The organism is Streptomyces sp. NPDC037410 (assembly GCF_055602235.1).
This window is the reverse complement of sequence record NZ_JBVJWR010000002.1, coordinates 211,674-231,029: the sequence shown is the minus strand read 5'-3', so window position 1 is coordinate 231,029 and position 19,356 is coordinate 211,674. Positions and strand designations below refer to the sequence as shown.

The following is a 19,356-nucleotide window of genomic DNA, read 5'->3' as shown; positions in this document are numbered from 1 at the left end:
CGCGGGCTCTCAGCTGCCGCCCAGGGCCCGCTTCAGTTCGGCCTTGTCCATCGAGGAGCGGCCGTGGATGTCGCGGCGCCGGGCCTCGGCGTAGAGCTGGTCGTAGGTCGGGCCCTGCGCGCCGCTGTGTGAGCGCAGGCCGCCGCGGCGTCCGGAGGACATGTCCTCGGTCGAGCTCTTGCTCGCGGTCTTCGACTCGCCGGCCCGCGCCCGCTCCTTGTTCACCGTGCGCGCGGCGATCTCCTCGGCGCGCCTCCTGCTCTCGCCCCGCTCCAGAGCGCTGTCCTTGATGTGCTCGTACTGACGCTCCCGTTTGGCGTTCGATCCGCGCGGCATGGTCCGCTCCTCTCCGCACCGATGCGACGGCCCCCGCGTCCGGCGGCTGCCCGCCCCCGCCGGGTCTAACCGGGTGCGCCGGTCTTCCTGCGGGGCGGGCGGCCGACCTCCAGCCAGACCACCTTGCCCACGGCTCCCGGCTCCTTGTCCCGGCTGCCCCACTCGGCGGCCAGCAGGTCGAGGACCATCAGGCCGTGCCCGCCGGGCAGCGCGGGGGACCGCGGGACCCGTGCGCGCGGGTGCTCGGGGCTGGCGTCGGACACCTCCACGCGCAGCCGCCCCTGCCCGTTCCGCAGGACGAACTCCTCGGGGCCGCCCGCGTGCAGGCAGGCGTTGGTGACGACCTCGGAGACGAGGAGCAGGACGTCCTCGACCCGCTCCCCCGCCTCCTCGCTGTCCGCCGGGATCCAGCCCCAGTCGGTCAGCGCCTCCGCCGTGAAGTCCCGGCAGCGCGAGACGACCCCGCGCGTGCCGTGCAGCACCAGCCGACGGACCTGCTCCTGGGGGCCGCCGTCACCGTCACCCATGGGCGCCTCCTTCCCCCAGTCTCGGCCAGGTGACCGCGATCGACCTCCGCTGGGTCGGTGACCGGGCCGGGGCCTAGGGCCGGATCCCTCCGGCGTAGACGTGGTCCGGGGTGACGATCGCGGTGACCGCGCGGGCGACGAGCGTGGACGGCTCCTGGCCCCCGACGGTGATGTCCGTGTTGAGCATGATGACGAGCGTGGCGTCCCGCTCGGGCAGATAGACGGTCACCGTCTCGTACCCCGGAATCGAGCCGTTGTGCCCGATCCAGCCGTTGGCGTCGAAGATGCCGAGGCCGTAGCTGAGGCCGGGGAAGCCCGTCGGCAGCGTCTTGAGCCGCTGTGCCTGCGTCTCGGGGCTGAGCAGCTCACCGGTGGCGAGGATCTTCGCCCAGCGGCGCAGGTCGTGCTGGTCGGAGACCATCGCCCCGGCCGCCCAGGCCCAGCTGGGGTTCCAGTCGGTGGAGTCCACGACCGCGCCGGTGAGCGTCTGGTTCGTGTAGCCGCGCGGGTGCGGCTCGGGGAACTCGGGCCCGGTCGGGAGGAGCGTGTGGCGCAGGTGGGCCGGGCGGAGCACACGGTTGCGGAGGAACTCGGTGAGGGGCTGGCCGGTGACCTTCTCGACCACCAGGCCGAGGAGCACCAGGTTGCTGTTCGAGTACTCGAACTTCGCGCCCGGCTGGAAGGTGTTCTTGTGCTTGAAGCCGTACGCGAGCGACTCCTCCGGGGTGAAGTAGCGCTGCGGGTCGCTGAGCAGGTCGTGGATGAAGTCCGGGTCGGAGGTGTACGGGAAGAGGCCGCTGCGCATCTCGGCGAGGTGGCGCAGGGTGATCCGGTGGCCGTTCGGCACCCCGTGGACGTAGCGGGCGATGGGGTCGTCCAGGCGGATCCGGTGGTCGTCGACGAGCTTCAGGAGCGAGGTGACGGTGAAGGTCTTGGTCTCGCTGCCGATGCGGATGAAGCCGTCGGCGCTCATCGGCTCGCCGGTGACCTTGTCCGCGACGCCGGCCGTGTGGACGTAGCTTCCCTTGCCCGGCATCCACACGCCGACGGCGACGCCCGGGATGCCGGCCTGCTCGCGGACGTCCTCGATGGCCTTGTCGAGCCGGGCGGTGAGTTCGGGGCCGAATCCGCCCGGCGGGCAGTCGTCCTCGCCGTGCATGCCGACGGCGGCCGTGCTCACGGCGTGGACGGCGGTGGCGGGCGTGGCCGTCACGGGGGCCAGCACGGACGCCACGAGCAGCGTCGCGGCGAACAGCCGACGGGAGGGGGTACGTCGCATGTCGTGGGTGCCTCTTCCAGGTCACGGGATCTTCTGGACGGCCACATCACCACCGGGGGCCGACGCGACGGCCCTCCCTCTCGGCACACGCGCGACGAGTCCACCCGTACGGGGTCACGTTGGTAACCGAGACGGCCTCAGGGGCCGGATAATCGACACCCCGACACCGTGGAGACGAAGGATCGATGACGCTGACAGAGGGCCGGCGGGTGAAGCTGGCGGCGGACCTGAGACTCGGCCAGGTCGTCCCGGCGGGCGAGGACCCGTCGGAAGAGGGTGCCGGGGCCGGGTTCCTGGCCCTGGCCGCGGGCATCGAGGGGACCGTCGAGCGGGTGGACGAGGACCGGCCGCAGAGCCAGGAGGTCCGTGAGTACGAGCGGCTCAAGTCCCTGCTCGACGACTTCGGCCACCAGATGCCGCCGGGCAGCAGGGGGCAGCTGGAGGAGCAGGTCGACTCCCTCGAACCCGCGTGGACCGCGTACCAGGAGCGGAAGCTGAGGCTGACGGTCCGCGTCCGCTTCGACAACGGCTTCGTGCTCGACGACGCCCCCGGGGACCTGTTCACGGCACTCTGAGTCCATCGTTTGCGGTCCTGGCAAAGTTCTTTGCCAGGACCGCCCCTTCGGTTCGAGTCTGGACGGCGTCCGCACTCGTCGAAGGGGGAACTCACGTGCTCACGACATCCCTGGCCGCTCCACCCGCCCCACTGAGCCCACGCCGGCGCTGGACCGTGCTCGCGGTCTGCGCGCTCAGCATGTTCCTGGTCGGCGTCGACGCCACCATCGTCAACGTGGGGCTGCCCGAGATCGGGCGGGGCCTCGACGTGGGCACGCGCGGTCTCGAATGGGTCGTCGACGCGTACACCGTGGTCATGGCCAGTCTGCTCATCGTCTCCGGTGCCCTCGCCGACCGTCTCGGGCGCCGCCGGATCTTCCGGACCGGGCTCGTCGTCTTCGGCCTGGCCTCCCTCGTGTGCGCCCTCGCCCCGTCCCTCGGCGTCCTGGTGGCCGCACGGGCCGTACAGGGGATCGGCGCCTCGATGCTCAGCCCGGTGGCCCTGGCGATCGTGGTGAACGCGATGCCCGACCCCCGGGAACGGGCCCGCGCGATCGGTGTGTGGGCCTCGGTCTTCGGGCTGAGCATGGCGGCGGGCCCGGTCACCGGAGGGGCGCTCATCGGCGCGTTCGGCTGGCGCGCGGTGTTCTGGATCAACGCACCGGTGGTGGTCCTCGCCCTCGTCCTGGTCGCCCTGTTCGTGCCGGAGTCCCGTGGAGAGCGCGCCCGCCGCCTCGACCTGCCCGGTCAACTGCTCCTCACCCTGGTGCTCTGCCTCACCGTCGGCCTGCTCATCGAAGGCCCCAGGATCGGCTGGGCGTCACCCGCGGCCCTCACGGGGTATGCGCTGACCGCCCTGGCCACAGCCTGCTTCGTCCGGGTCGAACGGCGGCGCGAGGAGCCCCTGATGGACCTCGGCCTGTTCCGGCGGCCGCCGTTCGTCACGGCGGTGCTCGGCGCGACGGCGGTCTTCGTCGCCCTCAACGTGACGCTGCTGCTCAGCACCCTCTACCTCCAGCAGGCCCGTGGCCTGACACCGCTCGCGGCCGGCGCCGTGACCCTGCCCCTGGCGCTCGGGGCCACGGTGTGCGCGCCCTGGTCCGGCGCCCTCGTGGGGCGCCTCGGACCCCGGCGTCCCCTGGTCCTCGCGGGCGGGTTCACCACGGCCGGCGGCCTCTGCCTGGCGGGCCTGGACGGGGACACCGGCCTACCGTTGATCCTGCTCGCCTTCCTGCTGATCGGCATCGGCTTCGGCTTCGCCAACGCCCCGCTGACGAACACCGCGGTCAGCGGTCTGCCACCGTCCCGGGCGGGCGTGGCGGGGGCCGTCACCTCCACCTCGCGCCAGGTCGGTGTGGCCGTCGGCATCGCCGTCGCCGGCGGACTGGTCGCGGGCGCCGACCGGGCCGGTCTCGCCGCCGCGACCCGCCCGGGGTGGCTGATCGTGGCGGCGTGCGGCCTGTTCCTCCTGGTCGTGGCGCGCGCCGCGCGACCGAGGGCCTAGCCGCACGGCCGAGAGTCCGGCCCGCGCGACCGAAGACCTGGCCTCACGACCGAGGGCCCGGCCCGCGCGGCCGAGGTCTGAGGGGCCGTCTTTCCCGAGTCTTGGACGGGCGCTTGACGTCCGCTGTACGGGGGCTGCATCACGCCCGGCGAGAGTGGCAGCACCCGAACGCACCGGCGTCCGGAGCCCGTCCACGTAAGGCTGGAGCTTGCAGATGAAGCGCATGACCCGTACCCGCGCCGCCCTCGCCGGCGGTCTCACCGCCGCGGCCCTCGGCACGCTCGTCGCCGGGGTCGGCGTGGCGCAGGCGGACGAGGAGGACGGCCGGCGCGTCACGGCGGTGGCCATGCCCGGTGAGCGGGAGATCGCCGGGCTGTTCGACCGGTGGAACGCGGCGCTGCGCTCCGGCGACCCCGAGCGGGTCACCGACCTGTACGCCGAGGACGCCGTCCTGCTGCCGACCGCCTCCCCGAGGATCCGCACCGACCACGCGGAGATCGCCGACTACTTCGCGCACTTCCTGGAGAAGAAGCCGAGGGGCGAGAAGATCCGCTCGGAGATCGACGTCCTGGACGCGGACTCGGCGATCGACGCCGGTCTCTACCGCTTCCACCTCACCGACCCGAAGACGGGCGTCACCAAGCCGCTCGACGCGCGCTACACGTACGTGTACGAGAAGCGTGACGGCCGGTGGCTGATCGTCAACCACCACTCCTCGGTCATCCCGTCCTGAGCCGAAGGCGTCCGCCCCGCCGAGAGCGAACATCCTTGGATCCGGGCCGTGTTGCGGCAAGGCTGTGAGGACACATCCCGGATCCCGGAGGCCTTGCATGAGCGCCGAGCACACGAACATCCTGTACGAGGCGGTGGGTGGCGCCGACGCGCTGCGCCGGCTCTCCGAGACGTTCTACGAGGGGGTCCTCGCCGACCCCCTCCTCGCCCCCGTCTTCGCCGACTTCACCGCCACCCATGTGGAGCACGTGGCCGTATGGCTGGCGGAGGTCTTCTCGGGGCCCGCCGAGTTCACGGCGGAGCTCGGCGGACACCAGGCGCTGCTCCGTGCCCACCTCGGGCTCGGCATCACGGAGGAACAGCGGCTGCGCTGGATGGAGTTGATGAACGAGGCCCTGGAGAAGGAACTCCCCGACGACGCCCTGCTGCGCCGCCGGGTGATGGAGTACTTCGACTGGGGCACGCGGATCGCCAAGGACGTCTCGGCCTCTGCCCCGGGTACGGACCTCGGCGAGCCCGGCCCCACCCCGCGCTGGGGCTGGGACGGCCTGGCCTGACCCCGCCGTCCGACACCCCGCGGCCAGGGCCCGTCCGACCCTGGTCCGCCGGACAGGACCTAGGGGGTGATCCAGCGGGGCGCCTCGGCGGCGGTCCTCAGTCGTATCCGTACGGACAGTCCGCCGCCGGGCGCGTCCCGCAGGGCCACCCCGCCGCCGTCGTCCGTGACCAGCTGCTTGACGATGGCGAGCCCCAGGCCGGAACCCGAGCGCCCGGTCAGCCCCTGGCCGCGCCAGAACCGGTCGAAGGCGCGGGCCTGTTCGGCGGCGGTCATGCCGGGGCCCTGGTCGAGGACCTGGAGGACCGCCTCCTCCGGGCCGCCCGTCTCCACCCGTACCGTGATCGTCCCCCCGTCCGGGGAGACCTCCAGGGCGTTGGAGAGCACGTTGTCGAGGACCTGGTCGAGGGTGCCCGGTCCGGCCAGCACCGGCGGCGGGTCGTCGGCGTCGCCGGTGAGGACGATGGTCACCCCACGCTCGTCGGCGGCCGGGCGCCAGACCTTCAGCCGCTCCTCGACCAGCTCGCGCAGTGCGAGGGGTTCGGGCGCGGACACCTTGGCCTCGGCACGGGCGAGCACGAGCAGGCCGCTGACCAGCCGGCTCATCCGGACGACCTCGGCGGTGGCCTGGTCGACGTCCTCGCGGACGAACTCGTCGTCGACGCCGTCCGCGATGTTGTCCAGGGACAGGCGCAGCGCCGTCAGAGGGGTCCGCAGCTGGTGCGAGGCATCCGCGACGAAGATGCGCTGCGAGGCGACGAGGGTGTCGAGGCGTTCGGCGCCCTGGTTGAGCGTACGGGCCAGGGTCTGCGTCTCCTGCGGGCCGGTGACGGGCGAGCGGGCGGTGAGGTCGCCGTCGCCGAACCGGCTCGCCATGTCGTTGAGCTGACGCAGCGGCCTGGTCAGCAGGCGGGCGACGATCGCGCCGAGACCGGCGGCGACCGCGAGCACGCCGATCGCGAGGATCGCCCGGAAGCCCCAGATCCGCCAGAGCCGGTCGCTCAGGTCGGCGGTCGCGTACCGGACGCGGACCGCGCCGACGATCCGGTCGGCCGGGGCCCGATCCACGAGGGTCTCCTCGTCGTCGCCATCGTCGTCCCCGTCGAGGGCTTCGCGCCGTGCGTACACGGGCACGGTGACGACCAGCTCGGGGCCCCAGACCAGCCGGGAGCCCCAGTCGACGGTGGTCCCGCCGTGGCCGAGGGCCGCGCCGAACGCCGGATCGTCCGGGTGCTCCGGCAGGGGCAGCGGCGGCATCGCGCTCCTGCCGTCGGCGGAGACCACCTCGACCGTGCCCGGCGTCTCGTCCGCGTACGCCCCGGCCATCCGTGCCAGCGCCTGCCGGGCGGGCTCGTCGCCGTCCCCGAGGAGCAGCGCCATCGTGGTGGCCTCGCGGCGTACGGACTCCTCGGTGTCGCCGCGCAGTTGGGCGGTGAGCGTGAACGCGACCGGCACCGTGAACGCGGCGAGGGCCACGGCGACGAGGAGTACGTAGCTGACGATGAGTCGTCGGATCACGGGCGGGCCACGGACTCCACGACCAGCCGGAAGCCCACGCCCCGGACCGCCTCGACGGTCACCGCGCCGGCCAGCTTGCGGCGCAGCGCCGCCACGTGCACGTCGAGCGTCTTGGTCGGCCCGAACCAGTTGGCGTCCCAGACGGCTTCCATGATCTGTTCGCGGGACATCAGCGCGCCCGGCTCCTCCGTGAGGAACGCGAGCAGGTCGTACTCCTTCGGCGTCAGCGCCACCTCGGCGTCGTCCAGCCACACCCGGGCCGCCTTGCGGTCGACGCTCAGCCGGTCCCCGTACCGCTGGGGCCCCGTGGGCTGCTCCGCCGGACGCACCCGGCGCATCACGGCCCGGATGCGGGCGATGACCTCGCGCACGCCGAAGGGCTTGGAGACGTAGTCGTCGGCGCCGATCTCCAGGCCGACGACCCGGTCGGTCTCGTCGCTGCGGGCGCTGATCACGATGATCGGCACGTCGCCGCGCCGCCGCAGCGCCCGGCAGACGTCGAGCCCGTCGGTGTCGGGCAGTCCGAGGTCGAGCAGGACCAGGTCGTAGGGCGTGGTGACGGCGAGTCCCGCCGTCCCCGTGGTGACCCACTCCACCTCGAAGCCGTAGCGCAGCAGCCCGCGCCGCAGGGACTCGGCGACCGGCTCGTCGTCTTCCACCAGGAGTACACGCACGGGGCAACCCTAGTTCGGGTTCCGCACGCCAGTTCGCCACCGGCGTCCGCGCTCCCGCTTCAGCAGGAGTGGCGCATGGTCTCGTCGGCCCGGGCGGGTCGCGTGGTCGGTCTCTGCGGGCCGGACTCCGTCATGTACGGCCTGATGTCGAGGACCGGCGTGCCGTCGACCGCGTCCAGGCCGCGCACAACCATCAGATGCCGGGCCCGTACCCGGGATCCGGGCCCTGCCGCGGATGCCACCAGGCCGCGAGGCCCCACAGCGCCAGTCCGGCGACGGCCGCGCAGACGAGCACCGCCGCCCACGGCCGGAGCCACCGGGTGGCCGCCGCCCAGGTCAGCGGAGGGACGACCAGACCGGCGATGAGGATCAGCGGCACGTCGACGAGGATCACGCCCCAGTCCCGCGCGTGCGCCTCGAAGCCGCCGTCGATGCTGTACGCGGCCCGGGGCAGCGCGAAGGCGCCCGCGACGGCGACGCCCACGACGGCGAGCAGACAGCCGACGGCGCCCTCCGTCCGGTCCCGCGCTTCCTCTGACGAGTTCTCGCTCATGCCCGGGACGGACGCGGGGAGGCTTCGCCCGGTTCCGCGGGGGAAGGGTGCCCGGCCTCTGCTGTGACCCGCTGCCGGGCACGCAGGAGCTCTCGGGGCAGCCGGCCGCGCTCCGGGACGGTGAGGCCCTGGGCGCGCGCCAGTACCGGTCACGGACACGCGGCTCGCCGTACGGCCCTGTCCGCTCGCCGAGCCGGTGGCCCCGGGGGAGCATGGGGACGGGGTCCTGCCGGGGGGCGACTCAGTGCTGGAGGCACGCGTGGCGCACCAACGCTCCACCACCGACGTCCTGATCGTGGGCGCGGGCCCGGTCGGTCTGAGCGCGGCCGCCGAGTTGCGCCGGCACGGTGTGCACTGCCGGCTCGTGGACCGGCTGCCCGCCCGTCTCCCGTACGCCAAGGCCGTCGGGATCCAGCCGCGCACCCTGGAGCTCTGGGACCGGATGGGCCTGGTCCGGGACGTCCTGGAAGCCGCCGTGCCGATGCGCGGTCAGCTGAGCTTCGTCGACGGCCGCGAGCAGTACCGCATCGAGCTGTCGATGCCTCCCGAGGTGCCGTACGGCTTCGCCGCGCTGCCGCAGTACGAGACGGAACGGCTCCTGGAGCAGTACGTGGCCCGCATGGGGACGGTGATCGAGCGCGGCACCGAACTCGTGTCGTTCACCCAGGACCGGGACGGGGTCACGGCGCGGCTGCTCACGGCGTCCGGCGCCGACGAGGAGCTGCGGGTGCCGTATCTGATCGGCTGCGACGGCGCGCACAGCGTCGTGCGGAAGACGCTGGGCCTGTCGTTCGAGGGCGGGGCGTTCCAGGAGGAGTACATGCTCGGCGATGTCGTGGCCGACTGGGACATGCCCTCCGGCTACGGCATCCGTTCGACCCGCCTGGGCGCCGACGGCTCCCCCGGCGACCTGCTCGTGTGCATCCCGCTGCCGGGGGCGGGCCGCTACCGGATGTCGATGAAGCTCCCGCCGGAGCTCTCCCCGTCCCGGGGTGCGGACGCCCCTGACGGTGTGACACACGGCCTGGAAGGCGGCCGGGGTCCTTCGCTCGCCGACCTCCAGGACGTCGTCGACCGACTCGCGCCGCGCCCGGCGCGCCTGTCGGGCCTGCGCTGGTCCTCCGTCTTCCGCATCAGCCACCGGATCGTCGACCGGTACGGGCGGGGCCGGGTCTTCGTCGCGGGCGACGCGGCGCACATCCATCCGCCGACCGGCGCCCAGGGCATGAACACCGGCGTGCAGGACGCCTGCAACCTGGCCTGGAAGCTCGCCCTGGTGGTGCGGGGCGAGGCGGAGCCCGCGCTGCTCGGCACGTACGACGCCGAGCGCCGTCCGGTCGGCGAGGAGGTCGTCGGCCGAACCGTGCGGCACGCCGTACGGGGGATCGAGGCCGACCCCGAGGACCGGAAGACGCTGCTCCTGCGTGAGGCGCAGCTCCTCGTCGGCTACCGGGGCGGTCCGCTCGCGGGCGAGACGTTCGGTCCGGAGGGCGCGCCCCAGCCGGGCGACCGGGCCCCGGACTGCGCGGGCCTGACCACGCCGATCGCCGCGTATCCGCTACGACTCCTGGACGTGCTGCGGGGCCGCCCGGGGCATGTGGTGCTGCTGTACGGGTCGGACGGGGCCGAACTGGCGGGGGCCGCCGAGGCGGTACGGGCGGCCGGCGACCTCCCGACGATCGTGATCCGCGCGGCGGGCGCGGCCGAAACGGCCGCGCTGGGCGCCGTGCCGTCACCCGGCCCGTCCGTGCCGGGCGAAATGGCCTCGCCCGGCGGCCAGTCCTCGCCCGGTGCATCAGCCTCGCCCGCCGACCGGTCCATGCCTGCCGGCCCGGCCGTGCCCGTGTACCGTGACGCCGCCGGGGAGTTCGCGCGGCTCTATCTCCCCGACGGCGCCACCGGTCTCGTCGTCCGTCCCGACGGGCAGCTCGGTGCCCGTTTTCCGCTCGCCGGGACCGCCGCCGCCCTGAGCGGTTATCTCAGGGCCCTGTCCGTGCGGCAGGACGCCCCGCTACGGCACCCAGTGGTTGCCTGAGGCCGTGATCATGACCTGGAGCTGGATGCTGGCCGAGAAGTAGCTGCTCGTGTCGACGGGGGTCGCCAGCATCTTGTTCCACAGGGCGTCGAGCCAGGCCTGGCTGCCCGGGTCGGTCATCGCCGCCACCGCGAACGGGGCGAAGAAGGCGGCCTCGCTGCCCGAGGAGATCTGGGTGCCGTTGAGCTTGTAGCCGACGGCGATCTTGTTCGGGTCGCCGCCGGTCTTCGTCTTGATCCAGCCGTTGACCTTGCGGGCGGCCGCGAGGGACGTGGCGTCGCCGCTGGTCACGGCGTCGTCGCCGATGCGCCAGGGGGTACGGCAGGCGTTCCACCAGTACGCGCCGTCGTTGGGGTCCTCCAGGACCTGGCCCGGGGCGGGCTTCGGCGTGGTGTTGGTGTCGACGACGAAGTCGGGCAGCAGTCCGGTGCCGGAGGCGTAGGTGGACTGGAGGCGGGAGATCTGCGTCTGGTGGGCGCTGCGCACCGCGTCCCAGGTGGTGTCGCCCGAGGCCGCGCGGAAGGCGCGGAAGTGGTCGGTCATCCAGTCCGAGGTGCGGGTGATCCAGTAGTACTGGTCGCCCGAACTGCTCCAGTCGCCGAGCTTCAGGAGTTTGGTCGTCGCGTTGACCTCGTCCTTCTTGATGGCGGCGATGTGCTTGAGCGCGAGGTCCCTGTAGTTGTACGTGCCGGTGCTGCCCCACTGCTTGTCGGCGAGGAGCAGGCCGTAGGCCACGTCCATGTCGCCGTCGGTGGCGCCGTCGCCGCCGTTGACACTCTTGCAGGAGGCGTCCTGCTCGGCGGCGAGGAGGTTGGGGTTGACCGAGGACGGGTGGTCGATCTTCCACTTGACGAGCCCGTCGAAGATCTTCTTGGCGTCGGGGTCGGCGCCCGCCATGGTGGCGGTGACGACCATGCCGTAGCCCTGCGCCTCGGCGACGTACGGGTGGTCGGCGTCGGGCGAGATGACCTGGTACCAGCCGTTGCCGCAGTTCTGCCGGACGAAGGCCGACTTCCACCGGTTGTAGTAGTCGACGACCTTCTGGTCGAGGGCGGACTGCGTGCCGGAGGGCTTCAGGATGCCGGCGGCGTACGGTTTGAGGTGGCTGCCGAAGGGGACGGCGGGTCCTGTGCCGCCACCGCCGGTGCCGGTGGGCGCGCCGTACACCTCGAACTCCCAGAGGGAGTAGCCGTACGGCGTGCCGCGTCCGGTGCCGTACATGCGGACGTACCGGCCGCTGCCGGAGACCGTGAGGTCGTCGGTCGCCCCGTCACCGGCGGCGGTGGAGTAGACGTCGCTCCAGGTCGTGCCGTCGGTGGAGGTCTGGATGCGGTACGCCTTTCCGTACGCGGCCTCCCAGTCGAGCTTCACCCGGGAGATCGTGTGGTTCGCTCCCAGGTCGATCCGTATCCACTGCGGGTCGACCCCTTCGGCGCTCGCCCAGCGGGTGGCGGTGCTGCCGTCGACCGCGAGGCCGGGCCCGAAGGCCGAGGTCTCGACGGACGAGGCCGTCACCGCCTTTCCACCGGACACGAGGCCGTCGGCGGCCTGCGCCTGCGGCATGACCGTCAGGGGCAACGCCAACAGACCCGCGAGCCCGAGAAGCGTGACGCTTCGTCGACGCATGTCAACTCCCTTTCCCTCCATGGCCAATGGTTAGGAAATATTCCTAACCATTGGCCGCGAGAGTAGGGAGGCCGCCCACCCGGCGCAAGACCCCGCGCACGGGTGAACTCGCCTCGCGCGGCGCGGACTCGGGTGTGAACCGGCCGTGGGCAGTCAGCCGCGCGCGGCGCGACTCGGGTCTGAACCGACCGTGGGCAGTCAGCCGCGCGCGGCCCGCAGCGCCGTGTGCACCGACCAGACCACCGACACCAGCGGCACCGCCACGACCGCGCCGACGATGCCCGCGGCGATGGAGCCCGCGACCACCGAGACGGCCACCACCAGCGGGTGGAGCCGCACCGCCCAGCTCATGACGAGCGGGTGCAGCAGATGCCCCTCGATCTGACCGATGATCACGATCAGGGCGATGACGAGGCCCGCCACGAGCGGGCCTTTCGAGGCGAGCGCCACGACGGCGGCGACCGCGAGGGCGATCGGCGAGCCGATCAGCGGGATGAAGGCGGCGAGGAACTCGAGGAGGGCGAGCGGTACGGCGAGGGGGACGCCGAGGAGCCAGAGGGCGACGCCGACGAGCACCGCGTTCACCGCGGCCACCAGGACGATGCCGTGCGTGTAGCCGGTGAAGGTGCGCCAGGCCGCGCGCCCGCCGATGCCCACCCTGCCCCGCACCGACCTCGGCAGCTGCTTCTGGAACCAGGCCCACTGGCGGTCCCCCGAGTGGATGAAGAACACCGCGGAGAACAGGCCGAGGGCCAGCGTGGTGAGGACGGCGACGACATGCCCGGCTCCGCTCAGCGCCGTGCTGAGCAGGGTCGAGCGGTGGCTGGAGAGGAACTCCCCGATCCTGGACTGCAGTCCGGAGAGCGCGTCCGGGGCGAGGCGGAACGGCGGCCGCTCCAGCCAGTCCTCGATCCGCGTGACGCCCGCCCGGAACTCGTGCACGAGCGTCGTGCTCTCCCCCGCGACCGCCTCGCCGACCAGTGCGAGCACCCCGAGGACGAGCGCGATGCTGCCGAGCAGGGTGAGGGCGACCGCGAGCGGCCGGGGCAGGCCCCGGGCGACCTGGTCGGCGACGGGCCGGAGCAGCGCGGTGATCACCAGGCCGAGGAAGAGAGCCACACCGATCTCGTGGAAGCGCCCGAGCACCGCGAACAGGCTGTAGACGAGGAGGCCGACGGCGAGCAGCCGCCACGCGTAGGCGGCGGCCGTACGGAGGAAGGGGCTGACCGTCGGGGGTGTGGCTGGCTGCATGGCCATCGACGTACCACCGCCGCTTCACCGGGCCACGCCCGCGGCGGTGGATTCGCCCGACCCGGTCGCGGCATTCGCCCGTACGGCGAGTTCAGAGGCGGGTTGCCGTGACGGAAGGGGTCGTGCCTGCGACCGCCACCACGGCCGCCCGGTCGTGGTCGGTCCAGTCCAGGACCCTCAGGTCGTCCCGGCCGCCGGCCTTGAACCGGGCCTCGCCGCGCACCCACAGGCGGAGCAGCGCGGCGTCCGGGTCCGGGGCGTCCGCCGCCTCCCTCAGCTCGGCCTCGGGGAGAAGGCGTCGCAGTACGGGGAGGGGGCCGGGCACGCGCCCCCCGGGTTCCACGTCGATCCCGACCGGTCCGGGGCCGACGGCCGCCGCGACCAGACCGTCGGCGTGGCTCAGGCTGACGCCGAGCCCGGCGAGGCGGCTCAGGTAGGGGCGGCCGTGCCCGTGCCGCCGGCATCCCTCGCAGTACTGCTCCGGGCCCGACGCCTCCGGCGGAAGGCCGGTGAACCGGGCGACGCACAGCCGGACCAGGAGGCGGGCGGCGAGGACGTCGTCGCGGCGGCCCGGCACCCGGATCCGGTCGAGCCGCCGCCGTTCCCAGGGTGCGAGCAGGCCCTCGTGGAGCCCCGGCCGGTCCAGGACCTCCCCGGTGGTGGCCACCACGGCCAGGACGTTCAGGGCCGGAAGTTCACTGGGCGCCACTCAGGAAGCGCTCCTGGACCCGCCCGATGGTGCGGAAGTCGTCGATGGTGACCTCCTGGAGGTCGATGGAACGGTCGGACAGCTCCTCCAGGAGGTCGATGAACTCCAGGAAGTCCATGGAGTCGATGAGCCGGGCCTCGATGAGGTCCTCGTCGGTGTCGATCGGACCGTCGAGACCCGGGTTCTTCTCGTGGAGCCACGCGACGATGGGATCCATGGGGGGTGCTCCTTGCTGTGCCGAGTACGGAGGGACGGGTACGGGAGGAGGGCGTGCGGTCTACGCGGCGGCCTCGCGCAGCCGGTCGAGCGCCTGCTCGGGGCTGCCGTGGGCGAGGATCATCGCGTGCACCCAGCGCTCGACGCCGAAGGCGACGCAGGCGCTGTACGCGGGGCCCGCGGACCCCGCGCGGATGTCGAGGCGCTCGCCGAAGAAGTTGCGGTGCCGGTTCACGGAGGCGATGGCCGTGCCGTCGGGGGCGCTGAACTCGTGCTTGACGGGGTCGAGCGCCATGAGCCGGGCGCGGGAGCCGCCCTTGTCGTAGAAGGGGTCGTCGGCCACGGCCCGGTCCAGCACGAGGCCGAGGCGTGCGGCCAGCTCCTGGATGAACTCGGCGCCCTGGTCGAGGTGTTCGAGCGAGCCCTGTTTCGTGCCGAGGTACAGGACCTCGCGCATGTGGAAGCCCCACAGGCGCTTGAGGCCGTCGTAGTGGGTCTCGTTGCGGAAGCAGCGGCCGGCGGCGGAGAGCCGTAGTCCGCCCTCGCCGACGTCCCGGCCCTCCAGGGAGAGCAGCAGGCCGTAGCAGGTGGCGGACGGCAGGAGGTAGCCGGTCGGCCGGAGCGGCAGTTCGCCCGGGGACTCCCCCGCGGCGAGGCCGTCGAGCGCTTCGGGGGCGAACCGCCCGGCGGAGACGCCGAGATGGGGGAAGTTGCGGAAGAAGTCGAGGCGCGCGAGGCCTTCCACGGAGAGCAGCGGCGGCCCCACCACCTCGGGGGCGGAGAGGCGCGCGGCGAGGCCGGTGAGCAGCTCGTCCAGGCCGTGGAGCAGGGCGGTGCGGACCGGGTCCAGGGTGATCAGGCCCGCGCCGGGGCTCTGCAGACCGCCGTCAGGGAGGACGGTGGTGCCGGGTGTGCTCATGGAAAGGGGCTCCCTCTGGGCGTGGGCGGACAGTCACGGCGTGGGGTCCTCGTCGACCACGGCACGGCGGAGAAGCCGCCTGATGCTCCCTCAGGGGCCGGCCTGCGCATGGGGGACACTAGGCCAGTTCACCGCAGGTTGTCTAGACCAAAGTGGCCGCGGCGCCGTGCACTCGCGCCCCTTGACTCGACACGCCGAGAGGCCACTTGACAGAAGCGCTGGTCTAAACCAATTCTTCTGAACGACGTGGCCGCCTGACCTCCGGCCACCGCCTCTGGAGGGACCCCATGACGACACCCGCCCCGCATCGCCCCGCCCGCCGGCCCCGACTGCACCGGGCGGCGTCGGACCTGCCGTACTTCAGCGCGGACGGCGAGTCGTACCTCGCCCAGACCACCCTGCGGGAGCTGAGGAAGTCACGGCCGCTGCGGGTGCTGTCCGAGGAGGACTTCGCCCACTGGCAGACGTACGGCTACGTCATCGTCCGCGAGGCGATCCCGGCCGCGGCCGCCCGGCGCCTGCTCGACTTCGCCTGGGACTTCCAGGGCCTCGACCCCGAGCGGCCGGACAGCTGGTACGAGGACCGGCCGTTCCGCTCCGAACTGGACCAGCAGCTGCACGTGTACGGCTTCGTCGAGGCGTACCACCACCAGCTGCTCTGGGACAGCCGCCAGGCCCAGCGGGTCTACGACGCCTTCGTGGACGTGTGGGACTGCGAGGAGCTGTGGGTCACCCAGGACCGCCTCAACCTCAACCCGCCCAATGTGCGCAACCGCGACCGGGCACTCATCGAGCCCACCGACCGGGGCTTCGACATCGAGCTCCACTGGGACATCGACACCACGCTCGGCGTGCCCCCGCAGCGGGTGCAGGGGATCATCGCGCTGAACGACACGGGCCCGGAGTCCGGCGGCTTCCAGTGCTGCCCCGAGCTGTTCCGCCGGTTCGAGGAGTGGAAGCTCGGCCGGCCCGCCGACCGGGACCCGATCCGCCCCGCCGTGGACCGGACGGAGTTCCCCGTCGTCCGCCCCGAGCTGCGCCCCGGCGACCTGCTCATCTGGAACGGGCTCCTCGCCCACGGCGTGGCCCGCAACACCTCGGCGGACCAGGTGCGGGCGGTCCAGTACCTGTCGATGATGCCGGCCCTGGAGGAGCACACGAAGCTGCGGAAGTCCCGGGTCGAGTCCTGGCGGCACCTGCGCACCCCCCGCTGGAACCGCACCCTGGTCGGCGACCCCGTCCTCCACGAGTCCCGGCGCTACCCGACGGCCACTCTCAACGAGCTAGGGAGCCGCCTCCTCGGGCTCACCTCCTGGAACGAACCCAACGAACCCGACGAACCCCGCGAGGCCACGGGCGAGGAGTCGGCGTGCGCCGTGTCTGCCTGACCCTGCCCACGCACCGCGCCTGCCCCGACACGATCCGGGCCGTCGCGGAGGAAGCCGCCCACGGCGCCCGGGAGTTCGGCGCCGAGGTGCACCTGCTGATCCTGGACTCCTCCCCCGCGCCCGTCCTCGCCGAGCACCGGCAGACCGTGGCCGCGCTGCCCCCGGTGCCCGGGGTGGTCGTCCACCACCTGGACGAGCCGGCGCAGCGGGACTTCCTGCGCGAGGTGATCGTCGGGTCCGGCGTCGCCGAACCCGACCGGATGCTCGGCCTGATGCTGCCGGACCGGGTGTCCTACGGCGCCTGCACCAACCGCGCCTTCCTGTTCGCGGAGGCGCTCGGCTGCGCGTCGGTGCACCGCAGGGACTCCGACAGCCGCTACCAGCGCCTGGACGGGCAGCCGGTCTTCCCGCTCCATCACGAGCTGACGGCCCTCGGCCGGCGGGCCTCCGACGTGGCCGGGCTCGTGTCCCGGAGCCGGCTCGACCCCGCGGCCGCACACCGGCCGGTGGCCCTGGTCGGCGGCTCCTTCGTCGGCGAGATGTCCGTGGACGTCGAGGAGATCCGCAGGCTCGACCCGCTCGTCTACGAGGACGTCATCGGCCTCTCGGTCCCGGACGGCTATCCGGAGATCTGGCGCCGCAACCTCATCGCCGAGTCGTTCCGGGGCGCCGGGACCGCCGCGTTCACCGGAGACCTGACCACGCTCACCACCGTCAGCCCCACGCGCGTCGACATGTGCAACATCGCCCTCGCGCGCGAGGTGTACGGCCGGGTGCCGCTGCCGCCCGCCACCGACACCATCGGCAGCGACTACCTCCTCCTCCACCTGGTCCACGACGCCCGGCTGCCCGGAGTGCTGCACAACCGGCACATCGTCAACTTCCACACCGGCGAGCGGCGTTCCGACAGCGGATTCCTCGCCTACCAGCTGCGGTTCGCGAAGTTCCTGCTCGCCACCCCGCAGCTCCACTCCGTGTACGCGGGGACGAAGGCGGCCGGCGCGTCGCTGCTCGACGCCGGGGGCGGGCTGCGCGCCGCCGCCGTCGCCGCTCTCGTCCGCGAGAGCACCCGGCTCGACCGGGTCGAGAACACCGAGCGCCTCGACGTCGTCGACCGCTCCTACCGCAAGCTCGGCGGCCGCTACACCGAGGCGGCGGACTTCCTCGCCGCCCGCCGCGAACGACTGATCGACGAAGTGCGGGAGGACATGGCGGAGTTCGCGCTCCTCATCGACGCCTGGGCGGACCTGGTCCACGAGGCCGCTTCGAAGGGCGCCGCATGACGAGGACGTACACGATCACCGTCGCCTACGCGGGCGGGGAGCGGCGCCGTGGGCCCGTCACCATGGGCCAGGCCAACATGATCCGCTGCATGCTGCGGGACGAGCCCGAGCACATCAACATCCACGCCGTGTGGCCCGTACCCGAGGGAACGCGGACGGAGTCGGCGGTCGACGCGCTGCGCGCCCTGGTGCTGCGGCACGAGGCACTGCGGACGACCTTCCCCCACGCGCCCGGCGAGTCACCTCGCGAGCAACTCGTGGCGGCGGACGGTGAGTTCACGGTCACGGTCATCGATCACGAGGAGCTTCCCGCGGACGCCGCCGGGTACGCGGACTCGGTGGCCCGCCGGGACCGCGTCGGCCGCTTCCACCTGGACCGGGACTTCGGGCTCCGGGTCTCCCTCGTCGCCGTGGCCGGCGCGCCGGTGTTCGTCGCCCTGGCGGCGAGCCACGCCGTGACGGACGTCAGCGCGCTCTCCGTCCTGGAGGAGGACTGGCTGGACCTGCTCGCCGGCCGGACGCTCCCCGCCGTGACGGCGTTGACCCCGCTCGGCCTCGCCGCCGAGGAGGCGACCCCGGGCGGGCTCAGGAAGGCCGAGGCGTCCCTGCGGCACTGGGAGCGGATCATCCGCACCGGCCCGCAGGCGATGTTCGCGGAGCCGGGCGCCGTGGGCACCGAGGTCGGGGCGGAGCAGCTGACGCTCCGCTCGCTGCGGGGCGGCCGCGCGCTCGCCCTCGTGGCGGAACGCACCGGAGGCCTGCCGTCCACCGTGCTGCTCGCGGCCTGGTGCGCGCTCGTGGCGCACCGTACGGGCCAGTCCTCCTGCGTGGCCGCCGTGCCGACCTCCAACCGGTTCCTGCCCCGGCTCGCCCGCTCGGTGAACACCGTGTCGCAGGACGCGCTGCTCTGCCTCGACATGGGGGTGCCGTCCTTCGACGCGCTCCTGAGCAAGGCGTGGGGGGCGGCGCTCAACGCCTACCGGCACAGCAGGTTCGACGCGGTCCGCCTCTGGGACGTGATCGACGCCGTCACCCACGAGCGGGGCAGCCGCTTCGCCCGCGACGTCGTCTTCAACGACGTCAGCGCGCTCCCGGCGGCGGCCGGATCCACGGGCGGGGCGGACGGGCCCGAACTGGACCTGGTCCGGGGGCCGGTGCAGGTGCTGCCGACCCGGATCCTGACCTTCGTGCACGAGACGGCGCCCCTGCTCCGGCTCTCCCTGTGGGCCGACCCCGCTCTCTTCCCCCCGGACGAGACCGAGGGCTTCCTCACCGGTCTGGTACGGCTCCTGGAAGCGGCCGCCACCGAGGACGTGCCGCTGGCGGCGCTCACCGAGGTGACGGGCGTCCGGCCGGTCGAGCGCGGCGCCGAGTGGGTCCGGGTGGACTGCTCGTGGGTGTCGCCGCACGAGGTGGCGGAGGTCCTGAGCGGGGCGCTGGGAGGCGTACCCGTGCATGTGGACCCGGAAGAGGACGGCCTCACGGCGTTCCTCGCCTGCGACGACTCGCCGCTCACCCCGACGCAGGCACACACGGCGCTGATGGACGCCCTCCCGGGCCGGCCTGGAGTTCTGGCCCCGCGCCGGTACGTGATCGTGCGGGACGCGCCGGAAGAGGCGGAGCGGGACCGGACCAGTGCCTGGCTCCGGCAGCGGATTCTCAGGGAAGGGGCCGGCCGGGACCGGCGCAGGTGAC

20 protein-coding genes are annotated in these 19,356 nt (G+C 73.0%); 8 read left to right on the top strand and 12 right to left on the bottom strand.

The features are described 5' to 3' along the window. Window positions 1-9: 9 nt before the first annotated feature. From ACZ7HT_RS03985 to ACZ7HT_RS03975, 3 genes are all read right to left on the bottom strand, one after another. Window positions 10-336, bottom strand: coding sequence for a plasmid stabilization protein (locus ACZ7HT_RS03985; RefSeq protein WP_471159440.1), 327 nt, complete (start codon window positions 334-336; stop codon window positions 10-12). A 65-nt stretch (window positions 337-401) separates the two neighbouring features. Then, window positions 402-863, bottom strand: coding sequence for an ATP-binding protein (locus ACZ7HT_RS03980; RefSeq protein WP_471159438.1), 462 nt, complete (start codon window positions 861-863; stop codon window positions 402-404). A gap of 73 nt (window positions 864-936) precedes the next feature. Next, on the bottom strand, window positions 937-2,142 hold the full coding sequence (locus tag ACZ7HT_RS03975; RefSeq protein WP_471159436.1) for a serine hydrolase domain-containing protein: 1,206 nt from the start codon (window positions 2,140-2,142) through the stop codon (window positions 937-939). A 185-nt stretch (window positions 2,143-2,327) separates the two neighbouring features. On the opposite strand from ACZ7HT_RS03975, the gene ACZ7HT_RS03970 reads away from it, so the two are divergent. From ACZ7HT_RS03970 to ACZ7HT_RS03955, 4 genes are all read left to right on the top strand, one after another. After that, complete coding sequence (locus ACZ7HT_RS03970) at window positions 2,328-2,717, top strand: hypothetical protein (RefSeq protein ID WP_471159434.1); 390 nt, start codon at window positions 2,328-2,330, stop codon at window positions 2,715-2,717. A gap of 95 nt (window positions 2,718-2,812) precedes the next feature. Continuing rightward, window positions 2,813-4,201 carry an MFS transporter gene (locus ACZ7HT_RS03965; protein WP_471159432.1) on the top strand — a complete coding sequence of 463 codons (1,389 nt, stop codon included), beginning with the start codon at window positions 2,813-2,815 and terminating at the stop codon, window positions 4,199-4,201. Between the two features lie 214 nt (window positions 4,202-4,415). After that, on the top strand, window positions 4,416-4,934 hold the full coding sequence (locus ACZ7HT_RS03960; RefSeq protein WP_471159430.1) for an SgcJ/EcaC family oxidoreductase: 519 nt from the start codon (window positions 4,416-4,418) through the stop codon (window positions 4,932-4,934). A gap of 97 nt (window positions 4,935-5,031) precedes the next feature. Continuing rightward, on the top strand, window positions 5,032-5,490 hold the full coding sequence (locus ACZ7HT_RS03955; protein WP_471159428.1) for a group II truncated hemoglobin: 459 nt from the start codon (window positions 5,032-5,034) through the stop codon (window positions 5,488-5,490). 59 nt (window positions 5,491-5,549) lie between these two features. On the opposite strand, the gene ACZ7HT_RS03950 is transcribed toward ACZ7HT_RS03955, so the two are convergent. Genes ACZ7HT_RS03950 through ACZ7HT_RS03935 form a run of 4 tightly spaced genes read right to left on the bottom strand, consistent with a single transcriptional unit; the run spans window position 5,550 to window position 8,234 of the window. Next, window positions 5,550-7,007 (bottom strand): sensor histidine kinase, encoded by a 1,458-nt coding sequence (locus tag ACZ7HT_RS03950; RefSeq protein WP_471159426.1) that lies wholly within the window; start codon window positions 7,005-7,007, stop codon window positions 5,550-5,552. Further along, window positions 7,004-7,681, bottom strand: a complete 678-nt coding sequence (locus ACZ7HT_RS03945; protein WP_471159424.1) for a response regulator transcription factor — start codon at window positions 7,679-7,681, stop codon at window positions 7,004-7,006. Before ACZ7HT_RS03945 ends, ACZ7HT_RS03950 begins: the two co-directional genes overlap by 4 nt. Window positions 7,682-7,740: 59 nt before the next feature. Continuing rightward, window positions 7,741-7,875, bottom strand: coding sequence for a TrmO family methyltransferase domain-containing protein (locus tag ACZ7HT_RS03940; protein WP_471159422.1), 135 nt, complete (start codon window positions 7,873-7,875; stop codon window positions 7,741-7,743). Next, window positions 7,875-8,234 (bottom strand): hypothetical protein, encoded by a 360-nt coding sequence (locus tag ACZ7HT_RS03935; protein ID WP_471159420.1) that lies wholly within the window; start codon window positions 8,232-8,234, stop codon window positions 7,875-7,877. The genes ACZ7HT_RS03940 and ACZ7HT_RS03935 overlap by 1 nt, the downstream gene beginning before the upstream one ends. Before the next feature lie 259 nt (window positions 8,235-8,493). Here ACZ7HT_RS03935 and ACZ7HT_RS03930 point away from each other — a divergent pair, with 259 nt between their 5' ends. Further along, window positions 8,494-10,269, top strand: coding sequence for an FAD-dependent monooxygenase (locus ACZ7HT_RS03930; RefSeq protein WP_471159418.1), 1,776 nt, complete (start codon window positions 8,494-8,496; stop codon window positions 10,267-10,269). On the opposite strand, the gene ACZ7HT_RS03925 is transcribed toward ACZ7HT_RS03930, so the two are convergent. The 5 genes from ACZ7HT_RS03925 to ACZ7HT_RS03905 all read right to left on the bottom strand — a co-directional run bounded on the left by ACZ7HT_RS03925 (window position 10,246) and on the right by ACZ7HT_RS03905 (window position 14,990). Further along, window positions 10,246-11,895 (bottom strand): glycosyl hydrolase family 8, encoded by a 1,650-nt coding sequence (locus ACZ7HT_RS03925; protein ID WP_471159417.1) that lies wholly within the window; start codon window positions 11,893-11,895, stop codon window positions 10,246-10,248. The two genes, ACZ7HT_RS03930 and ACZ7HT_RS03925, sit on opposite strands and share 24 nt — an antisense overlap. A 198-nt stretch (window positions 11,896-12,093) precedes the next feature. Beyond that, window positions 12,094-13,146, bottom strand: a complete 1,053-nt coding sequence (locus ACZ7HT_RS03920; protein WP_471160053.1) for an AI-2E family transporter — start codon at window positions 13,144-13,146, stop codon at window positions 12,094-12,096. 91 nt (window positions 13,147-13,237) lie between these two features. Continuing rightward, window positions 13,238-13,855: a 4'-phosphopantetheinyl transferase family protein gene (locus ACZ7HT_RS03915; RefSeq protein ID WP_471159416.1), complete on the bottom strand. Its 618-nt coding sequence runs from the start codon at window positions 13,853-13,855 to the stop codon at window positions 13,238-13,240. Then, window positions 13,842-14,072, bottom strand: a complete 231-nt coding sequence (locus tag ACZ7HT_RS03910; protein WP_471159414.1) for an acyl carrier protein — start codon at window positions 14,070-14,072, stop codon at window positions 13,842-13,844. Before ACZ7HT_RS03910 ends, ACZ7HT_RS03915 begins: the two co-directional genes overlap by 14 nt. Window positions 14,073-14,132: 60 nt before the next feature. After that, the gene (locus ACZ7HT_RS03905) at window positions 14,133-14,990 is read right to left on the bottom strand and encodes a class-II aminoacyl-tRNA synthetase family protein (protein WP_471159413.1); all 858 of its coding nucleotides are present in this window, start codon (window positions 14,988-14,990) and stop codon (window positions 14,133-14,135) included. A 287-nt stretch (window positions 14,991-15,277) separates the two neighbouring features. Between ACZ7HT_RS03905 and ACZ7HT_RS03900 the strand changes: the two genes are divergently transcribed. From ACZ7HT_RS03900 to ACZ7HT_RS03890, 3 genes are read left to right on the top strand one after another with little or no spacing between them, the layout of a single operon-like run. Further along, the gene (locus ACZ7HT_RS03900; RefSeq protein WP_471159410.1) at window positions 15,278-16,378 is read left to right on the top strand and encodes a phytanoyl-CoA dioxygenase family protein; all 1,101 of its coding nucleotides are present in this window, start codon (window positions 15,278-15,280) and stop codon (window positions 16,376-16,378) included. Beyond that, window positions 16,360-17,661 carry a DUF6271 family protein gene (locus tag ACZ7HT_RS03895; RefSeq protein ID WP_471159406.1) on the top strand — a complete coding sequence of 434 codons (1,302 nt, stop codon included), beginning with the start codon at window positions 16,360-16,362 and terminating at the stop codon, window positions 17,659-17,661. Before ACZ7HT_RS03900 ends, ACZ7HT_RS03895 begins: the two co-directional genes overlap by 19 nt. Continuing rightward, window positions 17,658-19,355: a condensation domain-containing protein gene (locus ACZ7HT_RS03890; protein WP_471159404.1), complete on the top strand. Its 1,698-nt coding sequence runs from the start codon at window positions 17,658-17,660 to the stop codon at window positions 19,353-19,355. The genes ACZ7HT_RS03895 and ACZ7HT_RS03890 overlap by 4 nt, the downstream gene beginning before the upstream one ends. Window position 19,356: the final 1 nt, after the last annotated feature.

Coding starts and splice junctions, on each gene's coding strand:
- ACZ7HT_RS03985 (WP_471159440.1), bottom strand. CDS start 336: ATGCCGCGCGGATCGAACGCCAAACGGGAGCGTCAGTACGAGCACATC.
- ACZ7HT_RS03980 (WP_471159438.1), bottom strand. CDS start 863: ATGGGTGACGGTGACGGCGGCCCCCAGGAGCAGGTCCGTCGGCTGGTG.
- ACZ7HT_RS03975 (WP_471159436.1), bottom strand. CDS start 2,142: ATGCGACGTACCCCCTCCCGTCGGCTGTTCGCCGCGACGCTGCTCGTG.
- ACZ7HT_RS03970 (WP_471159434.1), top strand. CDS start 2,328: ATGACGCTGACAGAGGGCCGGCGGGTGAAGCTGGCGGCGGACCTGAGA.
- ACZ7HT_RS03960 (WP_471159430.1), top strand. CDS start 4,416: ATGAAGCGCATGACCCGTACCCGCGCCGCCCTCGCCGGCGGTCTCACC.
- ACZ7HT_RS03955 (WP_471159428.1), top strand. CDS start 5,032: ATGAGCGCCGAGCACACGAACATCCTGTACGAGGCGGTGGGTGGCGCC.
- ACZ7HT_RS03940 (WP_471159422.1), bottom strand. CDS start 7,875: ATGGTTGTGCGCGGCCTGGACGCGGTCGACGGCACGCCGGTCCTCGAC.
- ACZ7HT_RS03935 (WP_471159420.1), bottom strand. CDS start 8,234: ATGAGCGAGAACTCGTCAGAGGAAGCGCGGGACCGGACGGAGGGCGCC.
- ACZ7HT_RS03925 (WP_471159417.1), bottom strand. CDS start 11,895: ATGCGTCGACGAAGCGTCACGCTTCTCGGGCTCGCGGGTCTGTTGGCG.
- ACZ7HT_RS03920 (WP_471160053.1), bottom strand. CDS start 13,146: ATGCAGCCAGCCACACCCCCGACGGTCAGCCCCTTCCTCCGTACGGCC.
- ACZ7HT_RS03910 (WP_471159414.1), bottom strand. CDS start 14,072: ATGGATCCCATCGTCGCGTGGCTCCACGAGAAGAACCCGGGTCTCGAC.
- ACZ7HT_RS03905 (WP_471159413.1), bottom strand. CDS start 14,990: ATGAGCACACCCGGCACCACCGTCCTCCCTGACGGCGGTCTGCAGAGC.
- ACZ7HT_RS03900 (WP_471159410.1), top strand. CDS start 15,278: ATGACGACACCCGCCCCGCATCGCCCCGCCCGCCGGCCCCGACTGCAC.
- ACZ7HT_RS03890 (WP_471159404.1), top strand. CDS start 17,658: ATGACGAGGACGTACACGATCACCGTCGCCTACGCGGGCGGGGAGCGG.